This is a genomic window from Hyphomicrobium sp. (assembly GCF_019744875.1).
GTDB lineage: Bacteria > Pseudomonadota > Alphaproteobacteria > Rhizobiales > Hyphomicrobiaceae > Hyphomicrobium_C.
In genome coordinates, this window is sequence record NZ_JAIETU010000005.1 from 875,180 (window position 1) to 897,205 (window position 22,026).

Genomic DNA, 22,026 nt, shown 5'->3' on the forward strand with positions numbered 1-22,026 from the left:
ATATGACGCCGCGTCGCCCGCGCAGGGCTGCAATCCTCGGTGGGCTCGCCGCGCTGGCGGCCAGCACGCTCATGGGCGGCTGCTCCGATAGCCTGCCCAGCCTGCCGAAGATGAGCGAGCTCAACCCGTTCAAGGAGACTGTGCCGCCACTGCCCGGCAAGCGCATCGCGGTGCTTCCGGCGCAGGAAAAGGCGTTCGGTGAACTCGCCGAAGCCAATGCGCCGATCGTGCTGCCGGCTCCGCACATGAACGATGCGTGGGCGCAGCCGGGCGGAGACGCCAACAACGCGCCGGGTCATCTGGCGATTTCCGGCGACACGCTGCGCCAGACGTGGAGCGTCAGCGCGGGCAAGGGCACGAACAAGGTCGGCCGCGTCTCGGCGCCGCCCATCGTTTATGACGGGCGCGTGTATGCGCTCGATTCCGACGGCAAGGTTTCCGCGTTCGCGGTGTCCGGCGGGGCCGCTGTCTGGAGCGCTACGCTCGCGCCCACGACCGACAAGACCGGCCCCGGCTTTTCAGCCATCACCCAGAACATCATGAACCTGACGGCCGACGACGGCGGCGGCTACGGCGGCGGCATCGCGGCCGATGGCGGGCGTCTCTATGCGGTCAGCGGGTTCGGCGCCGTGATTGCGCTCGATCCGGCGACCGGCAAGCGGCTCTGGGAGAAGAATATCGGCGTGCCGATCCGCGCCGCCCCGACGACGGCCGCCGACCGGCTGTTCGTGCTGACCATCGAGGGCAAGCTCTACTGCCTGTCCACGACCGACGGCACGGAGCTCTGGGTTGTGCGCGGGTTGCCCCAGCAGGCGAGCCTCGGGCTCAACGCCAGCCCGGCGGTGGACGGCGACGTGGTCGTCGTTCCCTATCCTTCGGGCGATCTCGTTGCACTGCGCATCTCGGACGGCAGCGGTCTCTGGTCGGAAAGCCTGTCGCGGTCGCGCACCACCTCGCAGCTCGCTTCCATGAGCGACGCGGCCCGGCCTGCGCTCAACAACGGCACGGTGTTTGCCATCGGCCATGGCGGGCGCATGGTTGCAACTGTCGCGTCCAGTGGCGAGCGGCTCTGGTCGCTCAATCTGCCGGGCACGCAGGCGCCCTATGTCGTCGGAGATTCCGTGTTCGTCGTCGATACGACGGGCCAGCTGATGGCGCTCAACCGGCGCGACGGCAAGGTGCAGTGGACGGTGAAGCTGCCCAATTCAAACACGTGGGCGGGTCCGGTGCTGGCCAACGGCACGCTGTGGCTCGCCTCCAAGGACGGCCAGCTTGTCGGTGTGGACGCTGCAACCGGGCGCGTGACTGGGCAGATGGGTGTCGGCGGGCCGGTGTTCATCACGCCGGTCGTGGCCCAGGGCAAGCTGTTCGTGCTGACCGACGACGCCAAGCTCATCGCCTTCAACTGAGTGGCCGGGTGAGTGGCCGGCGGGCCACGCGCGCCTCCCGTACCTCCTTGTTACTGCCGCGCTATTCGGTAAGCACATCTCCGTAAGCGGACTAGCCTCGCGAACGGCTTTGCCATTATACTCATCTTCAGTCGACCTCGCGCTCAGCGACACTCTCCTGAGCACCGGACGGGGCGGCCCAAGATGGGGGCAGAAGATGGCGGTGCCTGCCGTGCCGAAGCGTTGGAAATTTTTCGCCCTCGCCGCACTCCTCACCTTCCTGCATGTTCCTGCCGGGCGTTTGGCCGCCAGCGAAGCTTTCGATACGTCAGCCATCGAAGCGAGCGTCGTGCGCGTGATGGCGCCGATGATCGCCAATCCGGACCAGATGAGCATCGGCACGGGCTGGATCGTGCATGGCCGGCGCATCGTCGTGACCAACAACCACGTCGTTGAGGGCGGAGCGAGCTTCCATCTCGCCATGCTGGTGGACGGCAAACCGAAGGTGATCGACGCCAAGCTGCTCAGGCGGTCGCCGGACAAGGACCTCGCGGTTCTCGAAGCGGTGAGCGATCTGCCGGGCGAGGCCCTGCCACTGGCGGGCTACGAAACGAAAGCCACCACGCGCGTCATCGCCATCGGATTTCCGGGCACGGCGGACGTGGCGCTGTTCGCCGACAAGAGCACCGGCGAAATGAAGGCCGTCCGCTTCGGTCCGCAGGACGAGGACTTCTACCGGCCGACGTGGACGGAAGGCGTCGCCTCGCGCAACCTCAGCTATTTCCGCAGCATCGACGGGCCAGCGCTGCAGCATTCGGCCGCCATCAACCAGGGCAACAGCGGCGGGCCGCTGATCGACAGTTGCGGGCGCGTGCTCGGCGTCAACACGATCCGCGCGGTCGAGAACGATCCGCAGGGCGTGTTCTATGCCATTCACCCGAAGGAGATCACGCGCTTCCTGGAAGTCGCGAGCTTCTCGCCGAAGGTGATCTCGAGCACCTGCAACATCACGCCGACACAGTCCAACGCGTTCGTGTTTCCGATGTTCTTTGCGAGCCTCGCGCTCGCGGCCGCCTCGCTCTTCATCGCCTACCGCAAGCAGGTTCCGGCCGTCGTGCGGCCCGTAACGGCGGTCGCCAACCGGGTCAGCCGGGTGGTGGCGGACGCGGGCTTCGGCGACCGTGCTGCCCAGGACCGGGCGAAGCGCGAACGGCTCGCGCCGCCTCCCGCACGGCGCGCCAAGGCGCTCACGCTCGTTCCCGGGGCACCGGGGCCGGAATTCGTCATCGACCGCGAGAAGCTTTCGAGCGGGCAGCCTCTGATCGTCGGGCGTTCGCGCAGCTCGGATGTGGTGCTGACGCACGAAAGCGTGAGCCGCCGCCACGCCCGCCTCTGGCTCGACAAGTCCAACGCGCTTTGGGTCGAGGATCTCGGATCGAGCGCCGGCACGTTCATCGGCGCCGAGCGCATAACCAAGGCTATCGTGCCGCCGGGCAAATCCGTCCGGTTCGGCGCGGTGGGATATACGTTCCAACTGGGGCGAGACTTATGACATCGGCTTTCCGCTTCGCCAGCCGCTCGCGTCGCGCGGGCTGACACTCCTCACGTCAGGGCCCTGAATGGAACACGAATTCTCGCTCCCCATCGGCACGCTTCTCGCGGACGAATATCGCATCGACGGCATTCTCGGTGCGGGCGGGTTCGGCATCACTTATCGCGCGCGCGACGTGAAGCTCGATATCGACGTCGCCATCAAGGAATACTTTCCGCGCGATTTCGCCAGCCGGTCGAACACGGTGACCGTGCAGCCGCGCGGACGCAGCGAGGTCGAGCAGTTCAAGTGGGGGCTGTCGCAGTTCATCGACGAAGCGCGCCGTCTCGCACGCCTGCAGCATCCGAACATCGTGCGCTGCATGCGCTACTTCGAAGGCAACGACACCGGCTACTTCGTGATGACGTTCGAAGAGGGCCAAACGCTCGAGAACCGGTTTCCGAAGCCGCCGCAGCAGCGCGAACTCGACCAGGTGCTCGAACCGCTGCTCAACGCGCTCGAAGCGCTGCATGGGGCGGGCATCTATCATCGCGACATTTCACCGGACAACATCCTGATCCGCGACGACGGCAGCCCCGTGCTGATCGACTTCGGCGCCAGCCGGCAGGCGCTCGCGCGGCGCACGCAGACGGTGGCGGCGATCGTGAAGCCCGGCTATTCGCCGATTGAGCAGTACGACCGCGAGACGAGCCAGCAGGGCGCGTGGTCGGACATCTATTCGTTGGGCGCCACCATCTACAGCGTGATCTCGGGCGGGCCGCCGCCGGATGCGCTGTCGCGCGTGCGCAAGGATACCTACGTGCCGGCGAGCGAGACGGCGCGCGGGGCTTACAGAAGCGACTTCCTTGCCGCCGTGGACTGGGCGCTGCAGACGGATTCGGAAAACCGGCCCGTCACCATTCGCGAGTGGCGCCGCAGGCTGATGGGCAATCCGAGCGGCCGGGGTTCGGTGCCGACCGCCGCGACGCGTTACCGCCCGGACGAGGATACGAAGACCAAGGTCACGCGCTACTTCGGCGGCGGCGGCGGGGACGGCAGCTCGCCGGCCGACACCGGCAAGAGTAAGTTGCGATGGCCCGACTACGTGCTGCGCGGGGCGGCGCTCGTGATGCTCGCCGTGTTTCTGATCCGCAACTTCGGCGGCGACCCGAAGTCGACGGCGCCGCCCGGTCCCACGCCCTCGACGACGGTTGCCGATCTGGACACCTCGGAAGAGCGGCGGCTGCCGATCTTCTCCAACCACGATGCAAACGCGGTATGGGGCCGCGTGGAGCTGGTGCTGCGCCGGCTCGGCCACATGACGGGCTCGGGGACCGCCTCGATCTCCGACATCCGCGAGGGGCTCAAGGCGTACCAGGGCGCCATCGGCGAGCACCGGACGGGTATTCTGAACCAGGCGACCGTCAACCGGATCCTCGAGGAGCCGGTGGAGCTCGATGCCTACACGGTGCCGGGCGCGGTCGCGGACGGCCGCTGGCTGTATGAGCAGAATTCGGAGACGTGCACGATCTCGACGGGCGCCACGCAGATCGACGGCCGCACGCTGCTGACGCAGCGGCCGACGCTGATGTTCTCGCGCAAGCGCAACACCGATAACGTGGACGAGATCGACATCTACATGGCGAAATCGAACCTGTTCGACACGTCGCTGCCGATCAGCATGACGGCGGGAGGCACGCATCAACTGCTGCATGTGGACGCCGAGAACATCACGATGGCCCAGCAGTCCGACGGCTCGTGGTCGCGGGAAGTGACGCGGACGCTGCGCTATCACCAGGGTGAGGTGCAAATGGTGGGCGCCTCGACCTTCGGCGGCACGCTGAAACTTACGTTCTCGACCGACGGGTTCGAGCGCGCGTTCCGCGCCATGGCGGCAGAATGCGGGCCGGGCGCGACGTACTGGATCGACGATTGGGGCGCGGTGGCGAAAGATTCGGATTCGACGATCTGGCACACGACCAAGCATGGCAACGAGGAGAAGGCCAAAGAGGCCGCCATGAAGGAGTGTACGTCACGCTCGCAAACCGGCGGATGTGCGCACTATGCCTCGTTCAGGGATCAGTGCTGGTCCATTGCGAGCGGCCAGCGTGGCAAGGACGATTGGGGCACGGGCTGGGCGAATGACACGACGCTCGAATCGGCCAAGACGCTGTCGCTCGAAGCCTGCGCCAACGACGGCGGCAAGAAATGCGAGATCGTCATGCACGTGTGCGCCGACGGCTCGAACGAATGGGAAGCTTCGGCGGAGTGATGGCAGAGCCGAGGTCTGATCCGCGTTCGGCCGACATGAATGGGTTTTCGCCTCGTGCCGGATCGCAAGTTCGGGCCAATTGGCGGGGTCTGACGGGCCTGACTTAACCAAGTTTGCGGCTTTCCGGACACCGCGACAGGGCGCGGGCCCGGCGGTTCTGGCAGGTTTGCGGGCGGCTCGCCGTTGTGCCGCTTTGCTTTTCACGCCGTTTCAGGCCATAAGCGCGCCTCAGCAGAGCGTGACATGACCCCAAAAATCGCCATCGTCGGCCGCCCCAACGTCGGCAAGTCGACCCTATTCAACCGGCTCACCGGATCGCGGGACGCACTCGTCTCGGATTTGCCGGGGCTTACGCGCGACCGCAAGGAAGGCGCGGCGGAGCTTGGCGGCCATGCGATCAGCCTGATCGATACGGCCGGCCTCGAAGTGGCGCAGCGCGGCTCGATTGCCGACCGCATGCGGGCGCAGACCGAGGCCGCGATCGAGCAGGCCGATCTGGTGCTGTTCGTGATCGATGCGCGGGCGGGCGTGACGGCCACGGATCAGACGTTCGCCACCACGGTGCGCGCGTCGGGCCGTCCGGTGGTGCTGATCGCCAACAAGTGCGAGGGTCGCACCTCCGACAGCGGGTTCTACGACGCCTTCAAGCTCGGGCTTGGCGAGCCGGTGGCGATTTCCGCCGAGCATGGGCTCGGCCTTTCCGACCTCGAGCGCGACGCAATGGCGGCGCTCGGTCTCAAGGCGAAGTCCAAGCCGAAGCGGCGGGATGGCGATGCGCCGGAGGAAGAGCCTGCCGAGCGCGTCAAGCCGCTGCGCGTGGCGATCGTCGGCCGGCCGAACGCGGGCAAGTCCACGCTCGTCAACGCTCTGATCGGCGAAGATCGCATGATCACGGGGCCGGAGCCGGGGTTGACGCGCGATACGGTCGCGACCGACATCCAGTGGAACGGGCAGACCATCAAGCTGTTCGACACGGCGGGCCTCAGGCGCCGCGCCAAGATCACGGAACTGGCAGAGAAGCTTTCGGCGGGAGATTCGCTGAAGGCGATCCGCTTCGCCGAGGTCGTCGTGCTCCTGATCGATGCGGACCGCGGGCTCGAACACCAGGATCTCAGCATCGGCGAACTCGTGACGGAGGAGGGGCGCGCGCTTGTCATCGCCGTCAACAAGTGGGACCTCATCGAGGACAAGCAGAAGTTCCTCAAGGCGATGTTCGACAAGATCAGCATAGGTCTGGCCCAGGTGCCGGGCGTTGCGGTGGTGCCGATCTCGGCGGCCAGCGAAAAGGGGCTCGACAAGCTGCTCCGTGCCGTCGTGACAGCGTCGGAAATCTGGAACCGGCGCGTTGCGACGCCGAAGCTCAACCGCTGGCTTCAGGAAGCGCTGGCGCGTCATGCGCCGCCGGCTCCCTCGGGGCGACGCCTCAAGATCCGCTACATGACGCAGCCCTCGACGCGTCCGCCGACATTCGTTGCGTTCTGCACGCGGCCCGATGCGTTGCCGCAGACGTACCAGCGCTATCTGGTGAACAGCCTGCGCGAGGCGTTCGATCTGCCCGGCGTGCCGATCCGCCTCAATCTGCGCAGCGGCGACAATCCGTTTGCGCCCAAACGGCGGGGCGGCTAGGTGGTTTCGCTAGCGCGCTGTATTGACCGCATTAATTTCGACTGCCGGGTGCTTTTTCTGCGCGGCCCAAGCCGCGCAAGAGGCGTTTTCCCGCCCATTTCACGTCTTCGACAGCGCCTACAATGACGCTGGCGCGGGCCAGGCGTGCGGGCTAATTTCCGGCAGGGATCCGGCCGGCCAAGAGCAAAAAACCAAAACAGGAAACACGATGTCCGAAAGTGTCAGTTCAGTTCCGGCGGCGGCCGTGCGGCGCGCCATTCGTACCGCGGTGATCGCGATGGTCGCGACCTCGTTCGTGTCCTTCGAGGCGAGCGCCTACAGCAAGAAGGTCGAGAACGCGTGCCGCGGCGATTACAACACGCACTGCCCGGCCTACAAGGAGGGCTCGTCGGCCCTGCGCAGCTGCATCACGCTGGCCGGCAAGCGCGGCAATCTCAGCAAGCAGTGCTTCGACGCGCTCGTGGACGCAGGCATGGTGCCGAGGAAGTATCTGAAGAAGAAGTAGTGCGTCTCTGCTTGGCCCGACGGGAGACGATGCGTCTTCGCGGGCTGTCGCGTGATCAGGAATCGCGCGGGGAAGGCTGGGGCGAGCTGGAATCGCAGCGGGCGGGAGCATGGCAGCGAACCCGAAGATGCTGCCTCACTCACCGCCCGCACGGGCGTCACCACTTGATGGCGCCGCACCGGACTTCGGTAGATAGGTGACGCGCTCTCAAACATCAAGGCCTCAATTTTCCTGAGTGCCTCGATGACTCGTTTTCGTTTCTCTCTTTCGTGAACCCTTGGCGCGCATGACAGATGAGACGGCAGAGGTTCTGTTCTACCACCTCGAGCGCACATCGCTCGAGGGCGTGCTGCCGTCGCTTCTCGCGCGCACGCTCGAGCGCGGCTGGCGCGCCGTGGTGCAGGCGGGCAGTCAGGAGCGGCTCGACGCAATCGATCTGTTTCTCTGGACTTACGACGATGCGAGTTTTCTACCGCATGGCACGCTGCGCGACGGCGATCCCGCGCGCCAACCGGTCTATCTGACGCTCGGCGACGATACGCCCAATGGAGCGGGCGTGCGCTTTGTCGTCGACGGCGCGGAACTCGCGGAATACCGGGGTTTTTCGCGCATCGTGTGCATTTTCGACGGCCGTGACGCCGAGGCGTTGGGGAGGGCGCGAAGCCAGTGGCAGGCGGCGCGTGCAGCCGGATGCACCGTGACCTACTGGCGACAGTCAGCCGACAGTGGACGTTGGGAGAAGCAGGGCTGAGGCAGGCGATTGCGCGCCGTCCCTCCTGTTGTCCTGCTTGGCTGAAGCTCCCTAAGCGTCGGTCAGTTTCTTGCTTTCCTTGACGAACGCCGCGCAGGCGTCGGCGCACGCCTTGCACACCTCATGATGGCCTTCGTGCTTGCGGCAGACCTTCTCACAGTCGGCGCAGATGTCGCCGCATACTTTCGCCAGCTCCTTCAAGCGAGGCGCATCGTTTGCCGCGAGGCGTGCGACGGCGGTGCACACCGGCATCATGGCGAACACGCTTTCCAAGCACTCGGCGAGCATGGTGTCGCCCTTGGAGAGGCTCTCGACGCAGTGCGGCACGCAGGCTTCGCCGCGGCGCACGCAGTCGATGGCCGCATCGACGAGAGCCTGATGCTGGGAGGACGCCTTGCCGTTTGCGCCATGGTGATCGTGATGGTCGTGGCCGGCGTGCGGATCCTCGGCGCGGGCGGCTGTTCCGCCGGCGACGAGGGTGGCGGCTCCTGCGAGTGCGGCGCCGCCAAGGGCCAATGCAGACCGGCGGTTCAGACCTTCTTGCGTGCTCATGGTGCGATCCTCGCTGTCAGACAGAGATGATACCTCGACAAACTTCTACGTGTGTCGCGCGGAGCTTCGCCAAACCTAGCCCGGCTGAGGCTCTTTGGAATGCACCTGATCGATCCGTCCGGGGCGCTCCTTCAGGAAGGCCGTGAGATCGAGCGTCATGTGGTGAATGTGGTCCGGCAGCTCGGTCCACGTCTTCATCTGCTGCTGGACAGGATGGTCGAGATAGCTCGAATGGACGAGCACTGTCGTCATGCCGAGGTCATGCGGTACGGCAAGGTTCATCGGCATGTCCTCGAACATCGCCGCGCGGGTCGCATCGACGCTGTGGCGGCTGATCATGCGCTGGAACGCGTCGGCCTCCGGTTTCGGGACATAGGCGCATGCGGCGACGTCGCAGATGTCCTCGAACAGGTCGAGTACGCCGAGTTTTTCCGCTACGCGCTCGGCGTGGCGGTACGATCCGTTGGTGAAAATCAGCCGTCGACCCGGGAGCGCTTTGATTTCCGCGCGCAAGGCCGGTGACGCTTGGATCGCCGAGAGGTCGATGTCGTGCACGTAGGCGAGATACTCGGCCGGATCGAGCTTGTGGATTTTCATGAGGCCGGCGAGCGTCGTGCCGAACTGCCGGTAGTACGTTTTCTGCAAATGGCGGGCATAAACCAGCGGCACGCCCAAATATCGGGCGATGAACTCGCCCATGCGCCGGTCGACCTCGGCGAAGAGGTTGCACTCGGCGGGATATAGCGTGTTGTCGAGATCGAAGATCCAGACGTCGGTGCGGTCAAAGCCACGCGGGAGCTGCCCTGCGCGCGGCGCGAGCAATGCCGGTTTCCCGGCGCCGGCCGCTTCCGGCGGTTGCTTGGTGGCGCGGCCTGCGGTCATCAGGCTTTCTTCGGTTTGGGTTTCCGGCGGCCGACGAGCGTGCCCGCGCCGTGATCGGTGAGCAGCTCGAGCAGCACGCTGTGCGGCACCTTGCCGTTGATGATGACTACGGCCTCGACGCCGGCCTCGACGACCTCGATGCAGCCTTCGATTTTCGGAATCATGCCGCCCGTGATGGTGCCGTTGCGGATCAGCTCCTGGGCTTCGTCCACCGCGAGGTCGGCAATCAACTGGCCGTTCTTGTCGAGCACGCCTTCGACGTCGGTCAGAAGCAGCAGGCGCTTGGCCTTCATGCGGGCCGCGAGCGCGGACGCGAACGTGTCGGCGTTGATGTTCAGCGTCTCGCCATCGGGAGAAATGCCGATCGGGGCGATGACGGGAATGAGATCGGACTTCGAGATGACGTCGACGATGTGCGGGTTGACCTGCAGCGGGTCGCCCACGAAGCCGATGTCGACGTCGGTGATCTCGTTCGTCTTGGGGTCGGCCATCCTGGTGATCTTGCGCGCGATCATCAGGTTGGCATCCTTGCCGCAGATGCCGACGGCCTTGCCGCCCTGACGGTTTATGGCGAGCACGATGTCCTTGTTGATGCGGCCGGCGAGGACCATTTCAACGACTTCGACCGTGGCCTTGTCCGTCACGCGCAGGCCGTTGACGAACTCGGAGGTGATGTCGAGCTTCTTCAACATGGTGGCGATCTGCGGACCGCCGCCGTGAACGACGATCGGGTTCACGCCCGACTGCTTGAGGTAGACGATGTCCTTGGCGAAGGCGTCCGAAAGCGCCTGGTCGCCCATGGCGTGGCCGCCGAACTTCACGACGACGGTCTCTTCGTCGTAGCGCAACATGTTGGGCAGGGCTTCCGCAAGAATGCGGGCCTGGACGTGTGCCGAAACTTCCTTCGGATCGAAGCTGCCCTGGGCCACGCCCGGCATATCCTTCACGTTCGCCATCGTTCGTTCGGCTCCTGCTGCGCGCCGCTCACCCCGGATTTCCGGCCCGGTCCGCGTCCGGCAGGCACATATACCTGTTGGGGGCCGCGTCTCAACGGATTTCCTACACAATCGCGCGCCAAGATTACGCGTTGAGTTCGCCGGGCTTGGGGTCCAACATTGCCTGAACTGGGATCATAACGTCATATCCCGTATGGGAGATTCGGCGGAGATTCGGTTCGTTTTGTCCTGGCTGCGCCTGTTTTCGGCAGCGGCGGGGACGGGCGGGCGGGCGGCGTTCAAAGGGAAGCCTGAATGACGACCATGATCGTCGACGATCTCGGCAGAATTCCTATGTCGCCCTACCTGACGGCGACGCTGACGCGCGCGGCGGACTATGCAACTGCGCAGAGCCACCGCGAAGTCGGGCTCGAGCATCTGCTCCTGGCGCTGACGGAAGACCCCGAGGCGACGGTCGTCCTCAAGGCGAGCAACGTCGATCTGGCGCAGCTCTCGGCCGAGGTGTCGGAGTATCTCGGCCGTTCCGACGACCGCCTGCAGCCCGACAGCAACCAGACAACGGCCATCTCCACCGACCTGAGGCGCATCCTGGAAGCCGCAGCGGCGGCCGCGCGGCAGGGACGGCGCCGCGAGATCAACGGTGCGATCGTGCTCGCCGCCATCGTCGGCGATGGAACCAGTGCGGCGGCGAATTTCCTGCGCGTGCAGGGGTTGACGTTCGAGGAGGTGATCCGGGCGCTGCAGCGCGCCGCGCCGGTTGCGCCGCCACCGCCGGCTCCTGCTCCGACAGCACCAGGTCCGGCACCAGCCCCGGCCCCTGTTTCCGCGCCGGCCCGGCCGCCGGCTCCCGCCCCCGCGCCTCCTCCTCCGCCCCCGGTCGCAGCACCCGTGCCGCGTCCCGAGCCTCAGCCGGCACCGGCTCCTATTCCCGCGCCGCCGCCGCCAGCACCTGCGCCGGCTCCGCGCTATCCGTCGCCTCCGCCGACCGATTTCACGCAGCCTGCCAGCACGGAAGAAATTCTGGCGTCGGCGCGTGAGCGGCTGCAGAACCGTCCCGATCCGCGCGAAAGCGCGTCCGGTTCCGGGTCGGTCACTTTGCCGCGCGCGAACTACCCGGATCTCGGCGGCCCGCCGCATCCGGCCCCTTCGCCCGCCGCGCCGCCGGAGCCGGAGGCCGACCCTTACGCGAACTTCGGGCAGACCGCGCCGGGCGCGCAACTCGACGACGGGCTCGACAACATTCCGGCGCCCTGGCCGGCGGAGCCCGAGGAGCCGATTGCCGCTCCCGCGCCGTCGCTCGATGCCGGGCGACACACGCCGCGCGCGCCTGCGCCGTTTCCGCAATCTCCCGTGCCGAACGCACGTGCGCAGGACGTGCCGCGGACTGGGCCGCCCGCCGCTTCGGAACGGCGGCGCGCTGCGTCGTCAGGGCCGTTCGTCGGCTCCTGGCCGCTTATCGAAGCCGGGCAACTGATCGAGAACATTCCACGCCGCATGCGCGTGGCGCTGCCGGTCGTGGTGGAAGCGCGGATCGCGCGCGCCGACGTCAAGGCGCTGGCCGAGGGGCTTGCGGGCGGCGGGGCGGTGTTCCGGCACGAGGTCGTGGTGACGAAGGCGATGTCGGTGCGGTTGCGCGCGCCGGAAGGCGGCTTCTCGATCGAAAACCGCTCGCCCGAAACGCAGTGGATCGAGAACGTGCTGGGGCTTGCGAGCGATGACTTCGCGAGCTGGCGCTGGACGGTGACGCCGCGAACGCGCGGAAAGCGGCAACTGCAGCTCATCGTGTCGGCGCGTACGGTCGGCGCGGACGGCGTGACGGCCGAGACGGCGCTGCCGGATCAGGTCATCGAGGTGCGGGTCGCGACGAACTACGGCCGCACGGCCAAACGCTGGGCGGGCTGGATTGCGGCTGCCGTCGTGGGCGGCCTGCTGGCCAAGTTCGGCGAGATGGGGTTCGTGATCGTGAAGCTTCTCATCGCCAAGCACCTTGGCGGCTGACGTCGTCTCCGGGCCGATGCCGTCTCCCATCATCCGCAGCTTCCCGCCCATCGCCGCTCCGGATGCGCGTTTGCTGATCCTGGGCAGCATGCCCGGCGTCGCCTCGCTCGACGCCGGTCAGTACTACGCCCACCCGCAGAACGCATTCTGGCGGATCATGGGGGAGATCGCCGGCGCGGGACCCGACAAGGACTACAAAGAGCGAGAGCGCATTCTCCATGCGCGCGGGATCGCCGTCTGGGATGTGCTGAAATCGTGCGTGCGTCCCGGCAGCCTCGACGCCGATATCCGCGATGAAGTTCCGAACGACTTTGCGGCCTTCTTTGCCGCGCATCCGGGCATCGTTCGCATCGGCCTCAACGGCGGTAAGGCGGCGGCGAGCTTCAAGGCGCACGCGGCGCGCTTCTGCCCGCAGGGCGTGATGGTCACGACGCTGCCCTCGACGAGCCCGGCGCATGCGGCGCGGAGCTTTGCCGAGAAGTGCGAGATGTGGCGCGCGGGGCTTTGCTTGTAGGGCCCGGAGGTTTCGCCGAGCCTTAGAACGGCGCTTTGTCGAGCTTCTGGAACTTGGCCGAAATATCGCCGGAGAGGTCGATGTTGTCGGGGTCGATCTCCCATGCGGGGGCGCCTTCGGTCAGATCGAACTTGGCGAGGTCGGCCCATACGACGTTCGGGCTAGTTGTGAGCTCGAAGAAGTAGCGCTTGTCCGTGAGGTTGAGCGCGGTGCGGTATTCGGTGTTGTAAATTCCGAAGCCCTTGTACGGCGCGCCGAACGGCACGGAGACGTTGCGCATGATGGCGAGGATCTGCGCGATGGCCTGGCGCTCGTTTTTCGGCTCGGTCAGCATCGCGGAGTAGTAGGCGGCGCGCTGGAAGCGATCCCGAGGATTGACGTTTCCGGGTAGCGTCATGTCGCTGCTCGGTTTGGAGAAGTCGAGTTTCCCCAGAAGGGCGAGCTGCTGATCGAACGGCGGGTCGTTGGTCATGATCCGGAATTCGCTGCCGTGATGCACGACCGGTTTGCCTTCGATGTACTCGATGATGGCCGAGTCGCCGGTTGCGTCTTCGAGCGCGAAATAAACGTTGGCCTTGTGCCCGTGCGCTTCGGCCATCACGATCTGGACCTTGTCGAGCAAGGCCAGGGCTTCGGCGACGGTGGTGGCGTTGTCGAGCGCGTATTGGGCCCAAAGACCTGCGTGAATGGCGGGCTTGGCGGCGTCGCGCGGGCCGAAGTCGGTCGCGTTCAGATAGAGCAGGTGGGCGCCGAGCCCGTGTTCGTTGAGGCCGTCGACCGTGCCGATGCCGTAGATCGTGGTGACGATGCTGCCGTACTTCGACGTCCACTTCGCCGCGTTCTCTTTGACGGTGACGTCGGGGCCGACCTTGCCGCCGTCGCGCGCGGTGCCCCGCGGGAATACGGCGAGCTTGGGCATGGTGCTTTCCGGCCAGTCCATCGTGCGGCCGCTGACTTTGGCGAGCGCGTTGGTGTTCCAGAATACGCGGGTGCAGGCGAAGGCGTCAGTGGTGGCCAGCACGGCGATGCTGGACCCAAGGGCCGCAGCGGTCATCGCTACGGTGTTCAGCTTGCGGATCATTGGAGCCCCACATGACTGCGATGAAGACTGCCGAAGTCTCGACTTCCCGGTGCGGGGACGCAAACGCGCACGCCCAAGCCGGTTAATAAGGTGATCTAGTGTCGAACTGAGGTCGCGGGGCGCCGCGTCAGGCAGCGAGGTGGCGACAAGAGGCGGTTTCGCTACTCGCGCAGGAGAGCCGCAATCGTGGCGCGAAGCTCAGCCATGCCGTCGCCCTGCTCGGATGACGTTGCGAGCACGATCGGGAAGGCGGCCGGATGGGAGGAGAGCTCGCTCTCGGTCTTGGTCCGCACGGCTGCGAGGGCGGCCACGGAAATCTTGTCGGCCTTGGTGAGGACCACCTGATACGGCACGGCGGTCGTATCGAGCATCTTCATGATCTCGCGATCGACGGCCTTGATGCCGTGACGGCTGTCGATCAAGAGAAACACGCGGCGAAGCGTGGGGCGGCCGCTGAGGTACGTGCGGACGAGCGCCGTCCAGGCTTCCACCTTCTCCTTCGGCGCCTTGGCGAAGCCGTAGCCGGGCATATCGACCAGATAGAGCGGGTCGTCGTGCGGCGTGAAGAAGTTCAGTTCCTGCGTGCGGCCCGGCGTGTTGGACGTGCGCGCGAGGCCGCCATGGCGGACCATGGCGTTGATCAGGCTCGACTTGCCGACGTTGGAGCGGCCGGCAAAAGCGACCTCCGTCCAGCCGTCGACCGGCAAACCTTCGAGCGCCACCACGCCCTTGACGAACTGCCACGGCCGCAGCACGAGGCGTTCACCGGCCTCGATGTCTTCAGGCGTGAAGAGGGCGTCGGCGGCGGTCATCCCTTTGATTCTGACTTACGGCCGAACAATCGACCAAAGGGAGCGAACGTGCGCTTGAGATTGTCCATGAGGTGGACCGGCACGCCCTGCTTGCTCGAGATGTACCACTGCTGGGCAATCGAGAGCACGTTGTTCCAGGCCCAGTAGATGACGAGGCCGGCCGGGAAGGCTGCGAGCAGAAATGTGAACAGCAACGGCATGTAGCTGAAGATCTGCTGCTGGACCGGATCAGGCTGCGGCGGGTTGAGCTGCATCTGGACCCACATCGTGATGCCCATGATGAGCGGCCAGACGCCGATGTGCAGGTATTCCGGCACCATGAAGGGCAACAGGCCGAACAGGTTGAAGATCGAGGTGGGGTCGGCCGACGAGAGATCGCGAATCCAGCCGAAGAACGGCGCGTGGCGCATGTCGATGGAGACGAACAGCACCTTGTAGAGCGCGAAGAATACCGGGATCTGAACCAGGATGGGCAGGCAGCCCGCGAGCGGGTTGATCTTTTCCTTCTGGTAGAGCGCCATCAGCTCCTGCTGCTGCTTGGCCTTGTCGTCCTTGTAGCGCTCGCGAAGCTGCTCCATCTGCGGCTGCAGCTTCTTCATCTTGGCCATGCTCTCGTAGCTCTTGTTGGCGAGCGGGAAGAACAGGCCCTTGACGATCACGGTCACGGCCAGAATGGCGAGACCGAAGTTGCCGAGGATGCCGTAGAGCCAATCGAGAACGTAATAGAGCGGCTTGGTGATGAAGTAGAACATGCCCCAATCGACGAGCAGCTCGAACTTCTGGATGTTGTGCTCGACCTCGTAGGCTTCGATGACTTTCACCTGCTTGGCGCCGGCGAACAGCTTGCCATCGGTCTTGTAGGTGGAACCGGCGGCGACGGGCACAACGCCGAGCTGATAGTCGGTCCAGAACACTTCCTGGCCGCCTGCGCCCGCGCGCTGGCCGCGGAAGCTGCCGGCGTAGGTCGCCTTCTGATCCGGGATCAGGGCCGCGGCCCAATACTTGTCCGTGATGCCGAGCCAGCCGCCGGTCTTGCCGTCGAAGCTCTTGGCGCCGCCGTCCTCGAGGACGTCGTGATAGGTGATCTCCTTCAGGCCGGCGTCGCCGGGGACGCCGATCAGGCCTTCATGGATGACGCTGTAGCCCGACGTCTTCGGCGTGCCGAAGCGGTAGAGGCGCGCGTAGGGCGTGAGGATGACATCGCCCGAGGTGGTGTTTTCCACCTCGTCGGTGATGGACAGCATGTACTGCTTGTCGACGGAGATGACGCGGCGGAACTTGAGGCCCTGGCCGTTGTCCCAGTTCAGGGTGACCGGCGTCTCCGGCGTGAGCTTAGCGCCTGCTTGAGCCTGCCAGACGGTTTCGCTGTCCGGCAGCGGCACCTGCGAGCGGGCGGCGCCCTGCCAGCCGTATTCGGCGAAGTAGGCGTGTGCTGCGCCGAGCGGCGAGAACAGCACGACCTTCGGGCTCTTGGGATCGACGGTCTCGGTGTAGTTGACCAGCTTGAGGTCGTCGATCAGGCCGCCCTTGAGCGAGATCGAACCGCTCAGAGAGGGCGTCTCGACCGGAACGCGTGCCGACTTCGAGAGCGCCTCGTCGCGCGTCGCGGTCGGCAGCGCCGTCATCGATTGGGCCGGGGATGTGGTGCTCGGCACGGCCGCGCCGGGGGTGGTGGCGCCGGGCAGGGCGGGAGTTGCGGCGGGCGCCTCGGCCTGGCGCGCGGCCTCCTGCTTGGCGGCGGCTTCGCGCTTGGCGTGCTCCTGCTGCTCCTTGATCTGGGGTCCGGCGTAGAACACCTGCCAGCCCAACATCACCGCCATGGACAGAGCGACGGCAATGAGCAGGTTTTTATTGTCGTCCGGACGCTGGCTCATGAAGACCTCAGATAGCGCGGTTTCGGCTGCGCGTGTCCCAAGGACGGCGGCCCCGCAAATTTCAGCTCGGCTCTCTTACATCCCGCGCGGCGGTGCTGGAACGGGTGATTTGAGCGCGGTCCCAATCAGCCCCGTCAGGGCGATCGCTCTTTTTTCGTGACCGCCGCAGGGTGATGCACGCGTTGCAATGCGCGTTCAAGGTCTTTCTTGAGGTCGGCGAAGGTCCGGTCGAGAGCGGCCAAACGGGCGACCAGCACGTAGTCGTGGTTGGAACGGGCAAGCGTCGGAGCGACCATTCCGACGACAGCCTTCAGCCGGCGGCGGATGCGGTTGCGGATCACGGCGCCGCCGAGCTTTTTGGTGACGGTGAAGCCGAAGCGGGGGCCATCCGTGGCTTGGGCTGCGGGCGTGGCGTGGGCTGCGGGTTCGGATGCTTCGGGCGAGGAAGGGCTGGCGACGCTGGAGATGCGCGGGCGCGTTTCCACGACGAATGAGGGCGTCGCGAACCGCGCGCCCCCTCTAAGTCTCAGGAATTCCGAACGTTTTTTGAGCGTTGCAACCGCCACGGCGCCGCCTCCCGATCAACGGGTCACTGCTGCGCCAGGGCGTCGCCCGGCACTAGGCCGACAGGCGCTTGCGGCCCTTCGAGCGGCGACGTGCGATGACCTTGACGCCACCTGCGGTTGCCATGCGGGCGCGGAATCCGTGCCGGCGCTTGCGCACGAGCTTGCTCGGTTGATAGGTCCGTTTCACGGGAGTACTCCAGTCAAAGCCAATTGCGAACAGCAACGAGGACGGCGAAATGCGCCATCCCAGGCCGCTCGTGATGAGATGAGCGGCTTATAAGTGGCACGCTGCGGCAAGTCAATTGCGTTGGACCGCCCGATGGCAGCGGCTGGCCGCGCATCCGGTCGCGCGCGGGAAGCTCCTGGCGCTTTGGTGCTGCAACCTTCACCAACGTCGCTTTTAAGGGCGGGGCACGCAGGACTCAAGCCGCGGTGGCGGCGTGCCTTACGGCGCAAGGACCTTCTGGCGCGAAGGTCTTCTGGTGCAAAGACATGGGGCGAATGGTCCGAATGCGTGGCTTCAGAGCCGGATTCACACCCTGCACCCAACTTGGTCGTTCGCATCTCCGTCGATGAGCCTCTAAGGCCTTGCCTTGGCGGCAAAGACCGAGGAAATCTCGGTTAACACGATCCGGAGCGCATGTTCATGAGCCAACCTCCCCGCTTCACCCCGCAGACGCAGCGTTCCCCGGAGAGCGGCGGTGGCGGCGCGCCCTCCGAGACGACAGGCGACGTGCATGTCGCAGGGGAGCCGCTGGAGGTCGATATCTGCGTCATCGGCGCGGGTGCGGGCGGGCTCGCGGTTGCGACCGCGGCGGCCGCATTCGGACGTCGGGTGGTGCTGGTCGAAAAGCAGAAAATGGGCGGCAGCGGGCTGCATGCCGGCTGCGTGCCCGGCAAGGCGCTGATCGCTTCGGGGCGGCGGGCGCATGCCATGCGGACGGCGGGGGCATTCGGCATTGCGCCGGTCGAGCCGCAGATCGATCTGCGCGCGGTGAGCGCGCATGTACGCGGCATCGTTTCAACGCTGGCCCCGAACGCCTCGCTCGAGCGCATGACCGGGCTCGGCGTGCGCGTGATCCTGGCGGCTGGGCGGTTTCTCGACAAGCGCACGCTGCTGGCCGGGGACTATCGCATCACGGCGCGGCGCTTCGTGATCGCGACCGGCTCGTCATCGACCGTGCCGCCGATCGAGGGCCTCGAAGGCTGCCCCTTCTATACGGACGACACGATCGGGGAGGTCGATCGCAAGGTGACGCATCTCGTCGTCATCGGCGGCGGGGCGACGGGGCTCGAGCTTGCACAGGCGCATCTTCGCCTCGGCGCGCGGGCGACCGTCATCGATGGAGCGCGCGCGCTCGGCCGCGACGATCCCGAGGCCGCGTCCGTCGTCGTGGCGGCGCTGCGGTCCGAAGGCGTCGACATCCGCGAGGGCACCAAAGTCGAGCGGGTCGAGAAGATGGCGGGGTTCGTGCGCGTGCACGTCTCCACTATTCACGGCTTCGAGACGGTGGACGCTTCTCATCTCGTGATCGCGGTCGGGCGCACGCCCAATCTCTCCGATCTCAATCTTGCCGCCGCCGGCATCAAGCACACGCGCAACGGGATCGCGGTCAACAGGGGCTTCAGAACGTCGAACCGGCGCATCTATGCCATCGGCGACGTGAACGGCAGTGCGCCGTCCAACCATTCGGCGGCCTATCAGGCGGAGGTGGTTCTTAAACGCGCCCTGTTCTGGCTGCCGGCGAAGGCGAACAAGGCCATCGTGCCAAGCGTGACCATGACCGATCCGGAGCTCGCACAAGTCGGCATGAGCGAGGACGAGGCGCGGGCCGCGCGGCATCGCGTGCACGTGCTGCGCTGGCCGTTCTCGGAAGTCGACCGGGCGCAGATCGATCGCACGGTGCTGGGGCACGCGAAGATCGTGACCAGCAGCAAAGGGCAGGTTCTGGGCGCGACGATCGTGGGGCCGAGCGCGAGCGAGCTGATCCAGGTGTGGTCCCTCGCGGTTGCGGAGAAACTGCACGTCAAGGCGATGGCCGCGCACGTGGCGCCGTATCCGAGCCTTGGAGAAGTTTCCAAGCGGGCCGCCGTGCGCCATTTTTCCCAGCTACCCGGGAACCCGAAGACCCGCAGAATCATCGATCTTCTCTCCCGGCTTGGTTAGCGCGGCGCGTTGCGGCGTATACAAGGCAGGGTTGCCGTAACGGGTTCATCGTGACGTCGGGCGACGGGTGACATCACGGGCTCGAAGTGTCAGAGTCAGCCTCGCCTTTTCGCGTCGGGCCGAAGGCGGCCGGGCGCACGCATGTGCGCAGCCCTCACGTCCGGCGCGTGTGGCGTGTCTCCCTTCGGCCGCCCGCAACGCGAGGCCTCACTTACTTGAGCGAGCAAATTTTTCGACATGGACGAGCGTGTCAGCGAACCGACGGAGAAGAAAGGCACGGCCATCTGGCCGTGGCTCCGCGAGCGCATGGCTGCAGCGCGTCATGGGTGGCTCGGCATCGGGCTCTCGGCCAAGCTGCTGGTGCTGACCGCACTGTTCGTCACGCTCGCTGAAATTCTGATCTTTCTGCCGGCCATCGCTAACTACCGGATCAGTTGGCTCAACGACCGGCTGACCGCGGCCAACGTGGCGGCGCTCGCGGCGGAAGCCGTTCCGGGACGCACGGTGCCGCCGGCGTTACGCAACGAGCTGGTGCGAACGGCGCTGGTGCGCGCGGTCGCCATTCGCCGCGGCGGCGCGCGCCGCCTGGTGCTGCCGCCGGTGACGGAGCTCACCATCGACCAGCACTTCGACCTGCGTGAGCCGACCGATCTCACCCTCGTGCAGCAGCTCTCGCTGCGCCTGTCGCAGATCGGCGATGCGGTCAACGTGTTCTTCGCGCCCGACGATCGCGTGATCCGCATCGTGGGATTGCTCGGGCCGCGCTACGACGACGTCATCGAGGTGGTGCTGCCGGAGGAGACGCTGAAGCGGGCGATGGTCCGCTATGGCATGAACATCGTCTATCTCTCGATCATGATCTCGCTGATCACGGCGGCGCTCGTCTATTTCGCAATCAGCGCGCTGCTCGTGCGGCCGATGATGCGGATCTCGCACAACATGCTGAGCTTCGGAGAGAACCCAGAGGATTCGAGCCGCATCATCACGCCGTCCGGCCGGGCGGACGAGATCGGCATTGCGGAGCGCGAGCTGGCGCACATGCAGCGGCAGTTGACGCAGGCGCTGTTCCAGAAGAACAGGCTGGCGCAGCTCGGGCTCGCCGTCAGCAAGATCAGCCACGACCTGCGCAACATGCTCGCGAACGCGCAGCTCATTTCGGATCGCCTGACGACGATCCCCGATCCGACCGTGCAGCAGTTCGCGCCGAAGCTGATCGCCTCGCTCGACCGCGCCATCAACTTCTGCAACACATCCCTGCGGTTCGGGCGCGCCGAGGAAGCGGAGCCGCGGCGCGAGCTGATGCGCCTCAAGCCGCTGCTCGACGAGGTGGCGGAGGGTCTGGGGCTCAGCCGCGATGGAAAAATCGCGTGGATCGCCGACGTCGACGACCAATTGCTGATCGACGCCGATCACGAGCACTTGTTCCGCGTCTTGAGCAACCTGACGCGCAACGCGGTGCAGGCTATCGAGAGCAAAAGCGACCATGACAAGGCCGACGCCATCGAAGTGAAGGCGTGGCGCGACGGACGCCGGGTGTTCATCGAAATTTCGGACACCGGCCCGGGCGTGCCGAAGCGCGCGCGCGAAACGCTGTTCCGTCCCTTCCAGGGCACGACGCGCAAGGACGGGTCGGGCCTCGGGCTCGCCATTGCATCGGAACTGGTCGGCGTGCACGGGGGCAAGCTGGAGCTGGTCGATGCCGGGCTCGGCGCGGCCTTCCGGATCGAAATCCCCGACCGCGCCGTTCGCTGAGACGCACCACGCGCTGGGCGGGGCCCGCGCCTTCTTTCTCCAAGTGCTTGTGCGCGCCTCAGTATTTCCGGGCGCACGTGCCCTTCAGCTTGTTGTCAGGTTCGGCCTTTAAGGGCCTGTGACGCTGCAAGCAACGGGCGCGATGAGAATCCTGCTGATCGAAGACGAGGCGCTGCTGGGCGGGGCCGTAGCTGCGCACCTGCACAAGCTCCATGCCGTCGACTGGATGCAGTCGCTGGACGCGGCTTCGGAAGCCATGCGCACCGTCGACTACGATCTCGTGCTGCTCGACCTCGACCTTCCCGACGGCCATGGGCTCGACTTTCTGGTTTCCGTGCGGAAATCCGGGCGGGACGTTCCCGTCATCATCATCACGGCGCGCGATCAGGTGCGCGACCGGATTCAGGGCCTCAATGCCGGGGCGGACGACTACGTGCTGAAGCCGTTCGACCTCGACGAGCTGTCGGCGCGCATAAATTCCGTTCAGCGCCGGGCGATCGCGATGGCGAACCCGCAGCAGACCATCGGCGATCTCGTGATCGATCAAACGGCGCGCCGGGTTTCAAAAGGGGGCGTCGAGATTTCTCTCACGGCGCGCGAGTGGGCCGTGCTCGAGTGCTTCACGCAGCGTCTCGGCGCCGCCGTGTCGAAGGCCAAACTCGAAGACGTGCTTTGTGCATTCGGCGCCGAGATCGAGAGCAATGCGGTCGAGGTCTATGTCAGCCGGTTGCGCAAGAAGCTCGGAGCTGAGTCTATCCGCACGTTGCGCGGCCTCGGCTATCGGATGGATCGCTGAGCC

General features: G+C 66.0%; 19 protein-coding genes. 11 read left to right on the forward strand and 8 right to left on the reverse strand.

From position 1 onward, the window contains the following. Positions 1–2 precede the first annotated feature (2 nt). The 6 genes from K2Y42_RS14105 (at position 3) to K2Y42_RS14130 (ending at position 8,073) form a co-directional block, all read left to right on the forward strand. Positions 3–1,409, forward strand: coding sequence for a PQQ-binding-like beta-propeller repeat protein (locus K2Y42_RS14105; RefSeq protein WP_291153620.1), 1,407 nt, complete (start codon positions 3–5; stop codon positions 1,407–1,409). A 196-nt stretch (positions 1,410–1,605) separates the two neighbouring features. Then, the gene (locus K2Y42_RS14110; RefSeq protein WP_291153623.1) at positions 1,606–2,940 is read left to right on the forward strand and encodes a trypsin-like peptidase domain-containing protein; all 1,335 of its coding nucleotides are present in this window, start codon (positions 1,606–1,608) and stop codon (positions 2,938–2,940) included. Between the two features lie 67 nt (positions 2,941–3,007). Beyond that, entirely contained in the window at positions 3,008–5,191 is a 2,184-nt protein-coding gene (locus tag K2Y42_RS14115; RefSeq protein ID WP_291153625.1) for a DUF4189 domain-containing protein, read from the forward strand. Between the two features lie 243 nt (positions 5,192–5,434). Next, the gene (gene der / locus K2Y42_RS14120) at positions 5,435–6,817 is read left to right on the forward strand and encodes a ribosome biogenesis GTPase Der (RefSeq protein WP_291153627.1); all 1,383 of its coding nucleotides are present in this window, start codon (positions 5,435–5,437) and stop codon (positions 6,815–6,817) included. Between the two features lie 208 nt (positions 6,818–7,025). Beyond that, positions 7,026–7,322, forward strand: a complete 297-nt coding sequence (locus K2Y42_RS14125) for a hypothetical protein (RefSeq protein ID WP_291153630.1) — start codon at positions 7,026–7,028, stop codon at positions 7,320–7,322. Positions 7,323–7,608: 286 nt separating this feature from the next. After that, on the forward strand, positions 7,609–8,073 hold the full coding sequence (locus K2Y42_RS14130; RefSeq protein ID WP_291153633.1) for a DNA polymerase III subunit chi: 465 nt from the start codon (positions 7,609–7,611) through the stop codon (positions 8,071–8,073). A gap of 51 nt (positions 8,074–8,124) precedes the next feature. On the opposite strand, the gene K2Y42_RS14135 is transcribed toward K2Y42_RS14130, so the two are convergent. The 3 genes from K2Y42_RS14135 to argB form a co-directional block, all read right to left on the reverse strand. Continuing rightward, a complete protein-coding gene (locus K2Y42_RS14135; protein ID WP_291153636.1) occupies positions 8,125–8,625 on the reverse strand; it encodes a Csp1 family four helix bundle copper storage protein in 501 nt (166 codons plus the stop codon). Between the two features lie 75 nt (positions 8,626–8,700). Then, complete coding sequence (locus K2Y42_RS14140; protein WP_291153639.1) at positions 8,701–9,507, reverse strand: pyrimidine 5'-nucleotidase; 807 nt, start codon at positions 9,505–9,507, stop codon at positions 8,701–8,703. After that, positions 9,507–10,445: an acetylglutamate kinase gene (argB, locus tag K2Y42_RS14145; protein WP_291154067.1), complete on the reverse strand. Its 939-nt coding sequence runs from the start codon at positions 10,443–10,445 to the stop codon at positions 9,507–9,509. The genes K2Y42_RS14140 and argB overlap by 1 nt, the downstream gene beginning before the upstream one ends. Positions 10,446–10,757: 312 nt before the next feature. On the opposite strand from argB, the gene K2Y42_RS14150 reads away from it, so the two are divergent. Together K2Y42_RS14150 and K2Y42_RS14155 are read left to right on the forward strand one after the other, a co-directional pair. Then, positions 10,758–12,461 (forward strand): Clp protease N-terminal domain-containing protein, encoded by a 1,704-nt coding sequence (locus K2Y42_RS14150; RefSeq protein WP_291153641.1) that lies wholly within the window; start codon positions 10,758–10,760, stop codon positions 12,459–12,461. Further along, a complete protein-coding gene (locus K2Y42_RS14155; RefSeq protein ID WP_291153644.1) occupies positions 12,451–12,975 on the forward strand; it encodes a DNA-deoxyinosine glycosylase in 525 nt (174 codons plus the stop codon). Before K2Y42_RS14150 ends, K2Y42_RS14155 begins: the two co-directional genes overlap by 11 nt. Positions 12,976–12,997: 22 nt before the next feature. Here the strand turns inward: K2Y42_RS14155 and K2Y42_RS14160 are convergent, their stop codons facing one another. The 5 genes from K2Y42_RS14160 to rpmH form a co-directional block, all read right to left on the reverse strand. Beyond that, on the reverse strand, positions 12,998–14,056 hold the full coding sequence (locus K2Y42_RS14160; protein WP_291153647.1) for a linear amide C-N hydrolase: 1,059 nt from the start codon (positions 14,054–14,056) through the stop codon (positions 12,998–13,000). Between the two features lie 161 nt (positions 14,057–14,217). Then, entirely contained in the window at positions 14,218–14,868 is a 651-nt protein-coding gene (yihA, locus tag K2Y42_RS14165; protein WP_291153650.1) for a ribosome biogenesis GTP-binding protein YihA/YsxC, read from the reverse strand. Then, complete coding sequence (yidC, locus tag K2Y42_RS14170; RefSeq protein ID WP_291153654.1) at positions 14,865–16,742, reverse strand: membrane protein insertase YidC; 1,878 nt, start codon at positions 16,740–16,742, stop codon at positions 14,865–14,867. The genes yihA and yidC overlap by 4 nt, the downstream gene beginning before the upstream one ends. 134 nt (positions 16,743–16,876) lie before the next feature. Further along, on the reverse strand, positions 16,877–17,308 hold the full coding sequence (rnpA, locus tag K2Y42_RS14175) for a ribonuclease P protein component (RefSeq protein WP_291153657.1): 432 nt from the start codon (positions 17,306–17,308) through the stop codon (positions 16,877–16,879). Between the two features lie 52 nt (positions 17,309–17,360). Further along, on the reverse strand, positions 17,361–17,495 hold the full coding sequence (gene rpmH, locus K2Y42_RS14180) for a 50S ribosomal protein L34 (protein ID WP_291153660.1): 135 nt from the start codon (positions 17,493–17,495) through the stop codon (positions 17,361–17,363). Positions 17,496–17,954: 459 nt separating this feature from the next. Here rpmH and K2Y42_RS14185 point away from each other — a divergent pair, with 459 nt between their 5' ends. The 3 genes from K2Y42_RS14185 to K2Y42_RS14195 all read left to right on the forward strand — a co-directional run bounded on the left by K2Y42_RS14185 (position 17,955) and on the right by K2Y42_RS14195 (position 22,023). After that, entirely contained in the window at positions 17,955–19,475 is a 1,521-nt protein-coding gene (locus K2Y42_RS14185; RefSeq protein ID WP_291153661.1) for an FAD-dependent oxidoreductase, read from the forward strand. A gap of 237 nt (positions 19,476–19,712) precedes the next feature. After that, complete coding sequence (locus K2Y42_RS14190; protein WP_291153664.1) at positions 19,713–21,227, forward strand: HAMP domain-containing sensor histidine kinase; 1,515 nt, start codon at positions 19,713–19,715, stop codon at positions 21,225–21,227. A 142-nt stretch (positions 21,228–21,369) separates the two neighbouring features. Next, positions 21,370–22,023: a response regulator transcription factor gene (locus K2Y42_RS14195; RefSeq protein WP_291153666.1), complete on the forward strand. Its 654-nt coding sequence runs from the start codon at positions 21,370–21,372 to the stop codon at positions 22,021–22,023. Positions 22,024–22,026 lie beyond the last annotated feature (3 nt).

What these genes read in the sequence shown, in the direction of transcription:
- K2Y42_RS14105 (WP_291153620.1), top strand. Translation starts at nt 3, where the DNA reads ATGACGCCGCGTCGCCCGCGCAGGGCTGCAATCCTCGGTGGGCTCGCC.
- K2Y42_RS14110 (WP_291153623.1), top strand. Translation starts at nt 1,606, where the DNA reads ATGGCGGTGCCTGCCGTGCCGAAGCGTTGGAAATTTTTCGCCCTCGCC.
- K2Y42_RS14115 (WP_291153625.1), top strand. Translation starts at nt 3,008, where the DNA reads ATGGAACACGAATTCTCGCTCCCCATCGGCACGCTTCTCGCGGACGAA.
- der (WP_291153627.1), top strand. Translation starts at nt 5,435, where the DNA reads ATGACCCCAAAAATCGCCATCGTCGGCCGCCCCAACGTCGGCAAGTCG.
- K2Y42_RS14125 (WP_291153630.1), top strand. Translation starts at nt 7,026, where the DNA reads ATGTCCGAAAGTGTCAGTTCAGTTCCGGCGGCGGCCGTGCGGCGCGCC.
- K2Y42_RS14130 (WP_291153633.1), top strand. Translation starts at nt 7,609, where the DNA reads ATGACAGATGAGACGGCAGAGGTTCTGTTCTACCACCTCGAGCGCACA.
- K2Y42_RS14135 (WP_291153636.1), bottom strand. Translation starts at nt 8,625, where the DNA reads ATGAGCACGCAAGAAGGTCTGAACCGCCGGTCTGCATTGGCCCTTGGC.
- K2Y42_RS14140 (WP_291153639.1), bottom strand. Translation starts at nt 9,507, where the DNA reads ATGACCGCAGGCCGCGCCACCAAGCAACCGCCGGAAGCGGCCGGCGCC.
- argB (WP_291154067.1), bottom strand. Translation starts at nt 10,445, where the DNA reads ATGCCGGGCGTGGCCCAGGGCAGCTTCGATCCGAAGGAAGTTTCGGCA.
- K2Y42_RS14150 (WP_291153641.1), top strand. Translation starts at nt 10,758, where the DNA reads ATGACGACCATGATCGTCGACGATCTCGGCAGAATTCCTATGTCGCCC.
- K2Y42_RS14160 (WP_291153647.1), bottom strand. Translation starts at nt 14,056, where the DNA reads ATGATCCGCAAGCTGAACACCGTAGCGATGACCGCTGCGGCCCTTGGG.
- yihA (WP_291153650.1), bottom strand. Translation starts at nt 14,868, where the DNA reads ATGACCGCCGCCGACGCCCTCTTCACGCCTGAAGACATCGAGGCCGGT.
- yidC (WP_291153654.1), bottom strand. Translation starts at nt 16,742, where the DNA reads ATGAGCCAGCGTCCGGACGACAATAAAAACCTGCTCATTGCCGTCGCT.
- K2Y42_RS14185 (WP_291153661.1), top strand. Translation starts at nt 17,955, where the DNA reads ATGAGCCAACCTCCCCGCTTCACCCCGCAGACGCAGCGTTCCCCGGAG.
- K2Y42_RS14190 (WP_291153664.1), top strand. Translation starts at nt 19,713, where the DNA reads ATGGACGAGCGTGTCAGCGAACCGACGGAGAAGAAAGGCACGGCCATC.
- K2Y42_RS14195 (WP_291153666.1), top strand. Translation starts at nt 21,370, where the DNA reads ATGAGAATCCTGCTGATCGAAGACGAGGCGCTGCTGGGCGGGGCCGTA.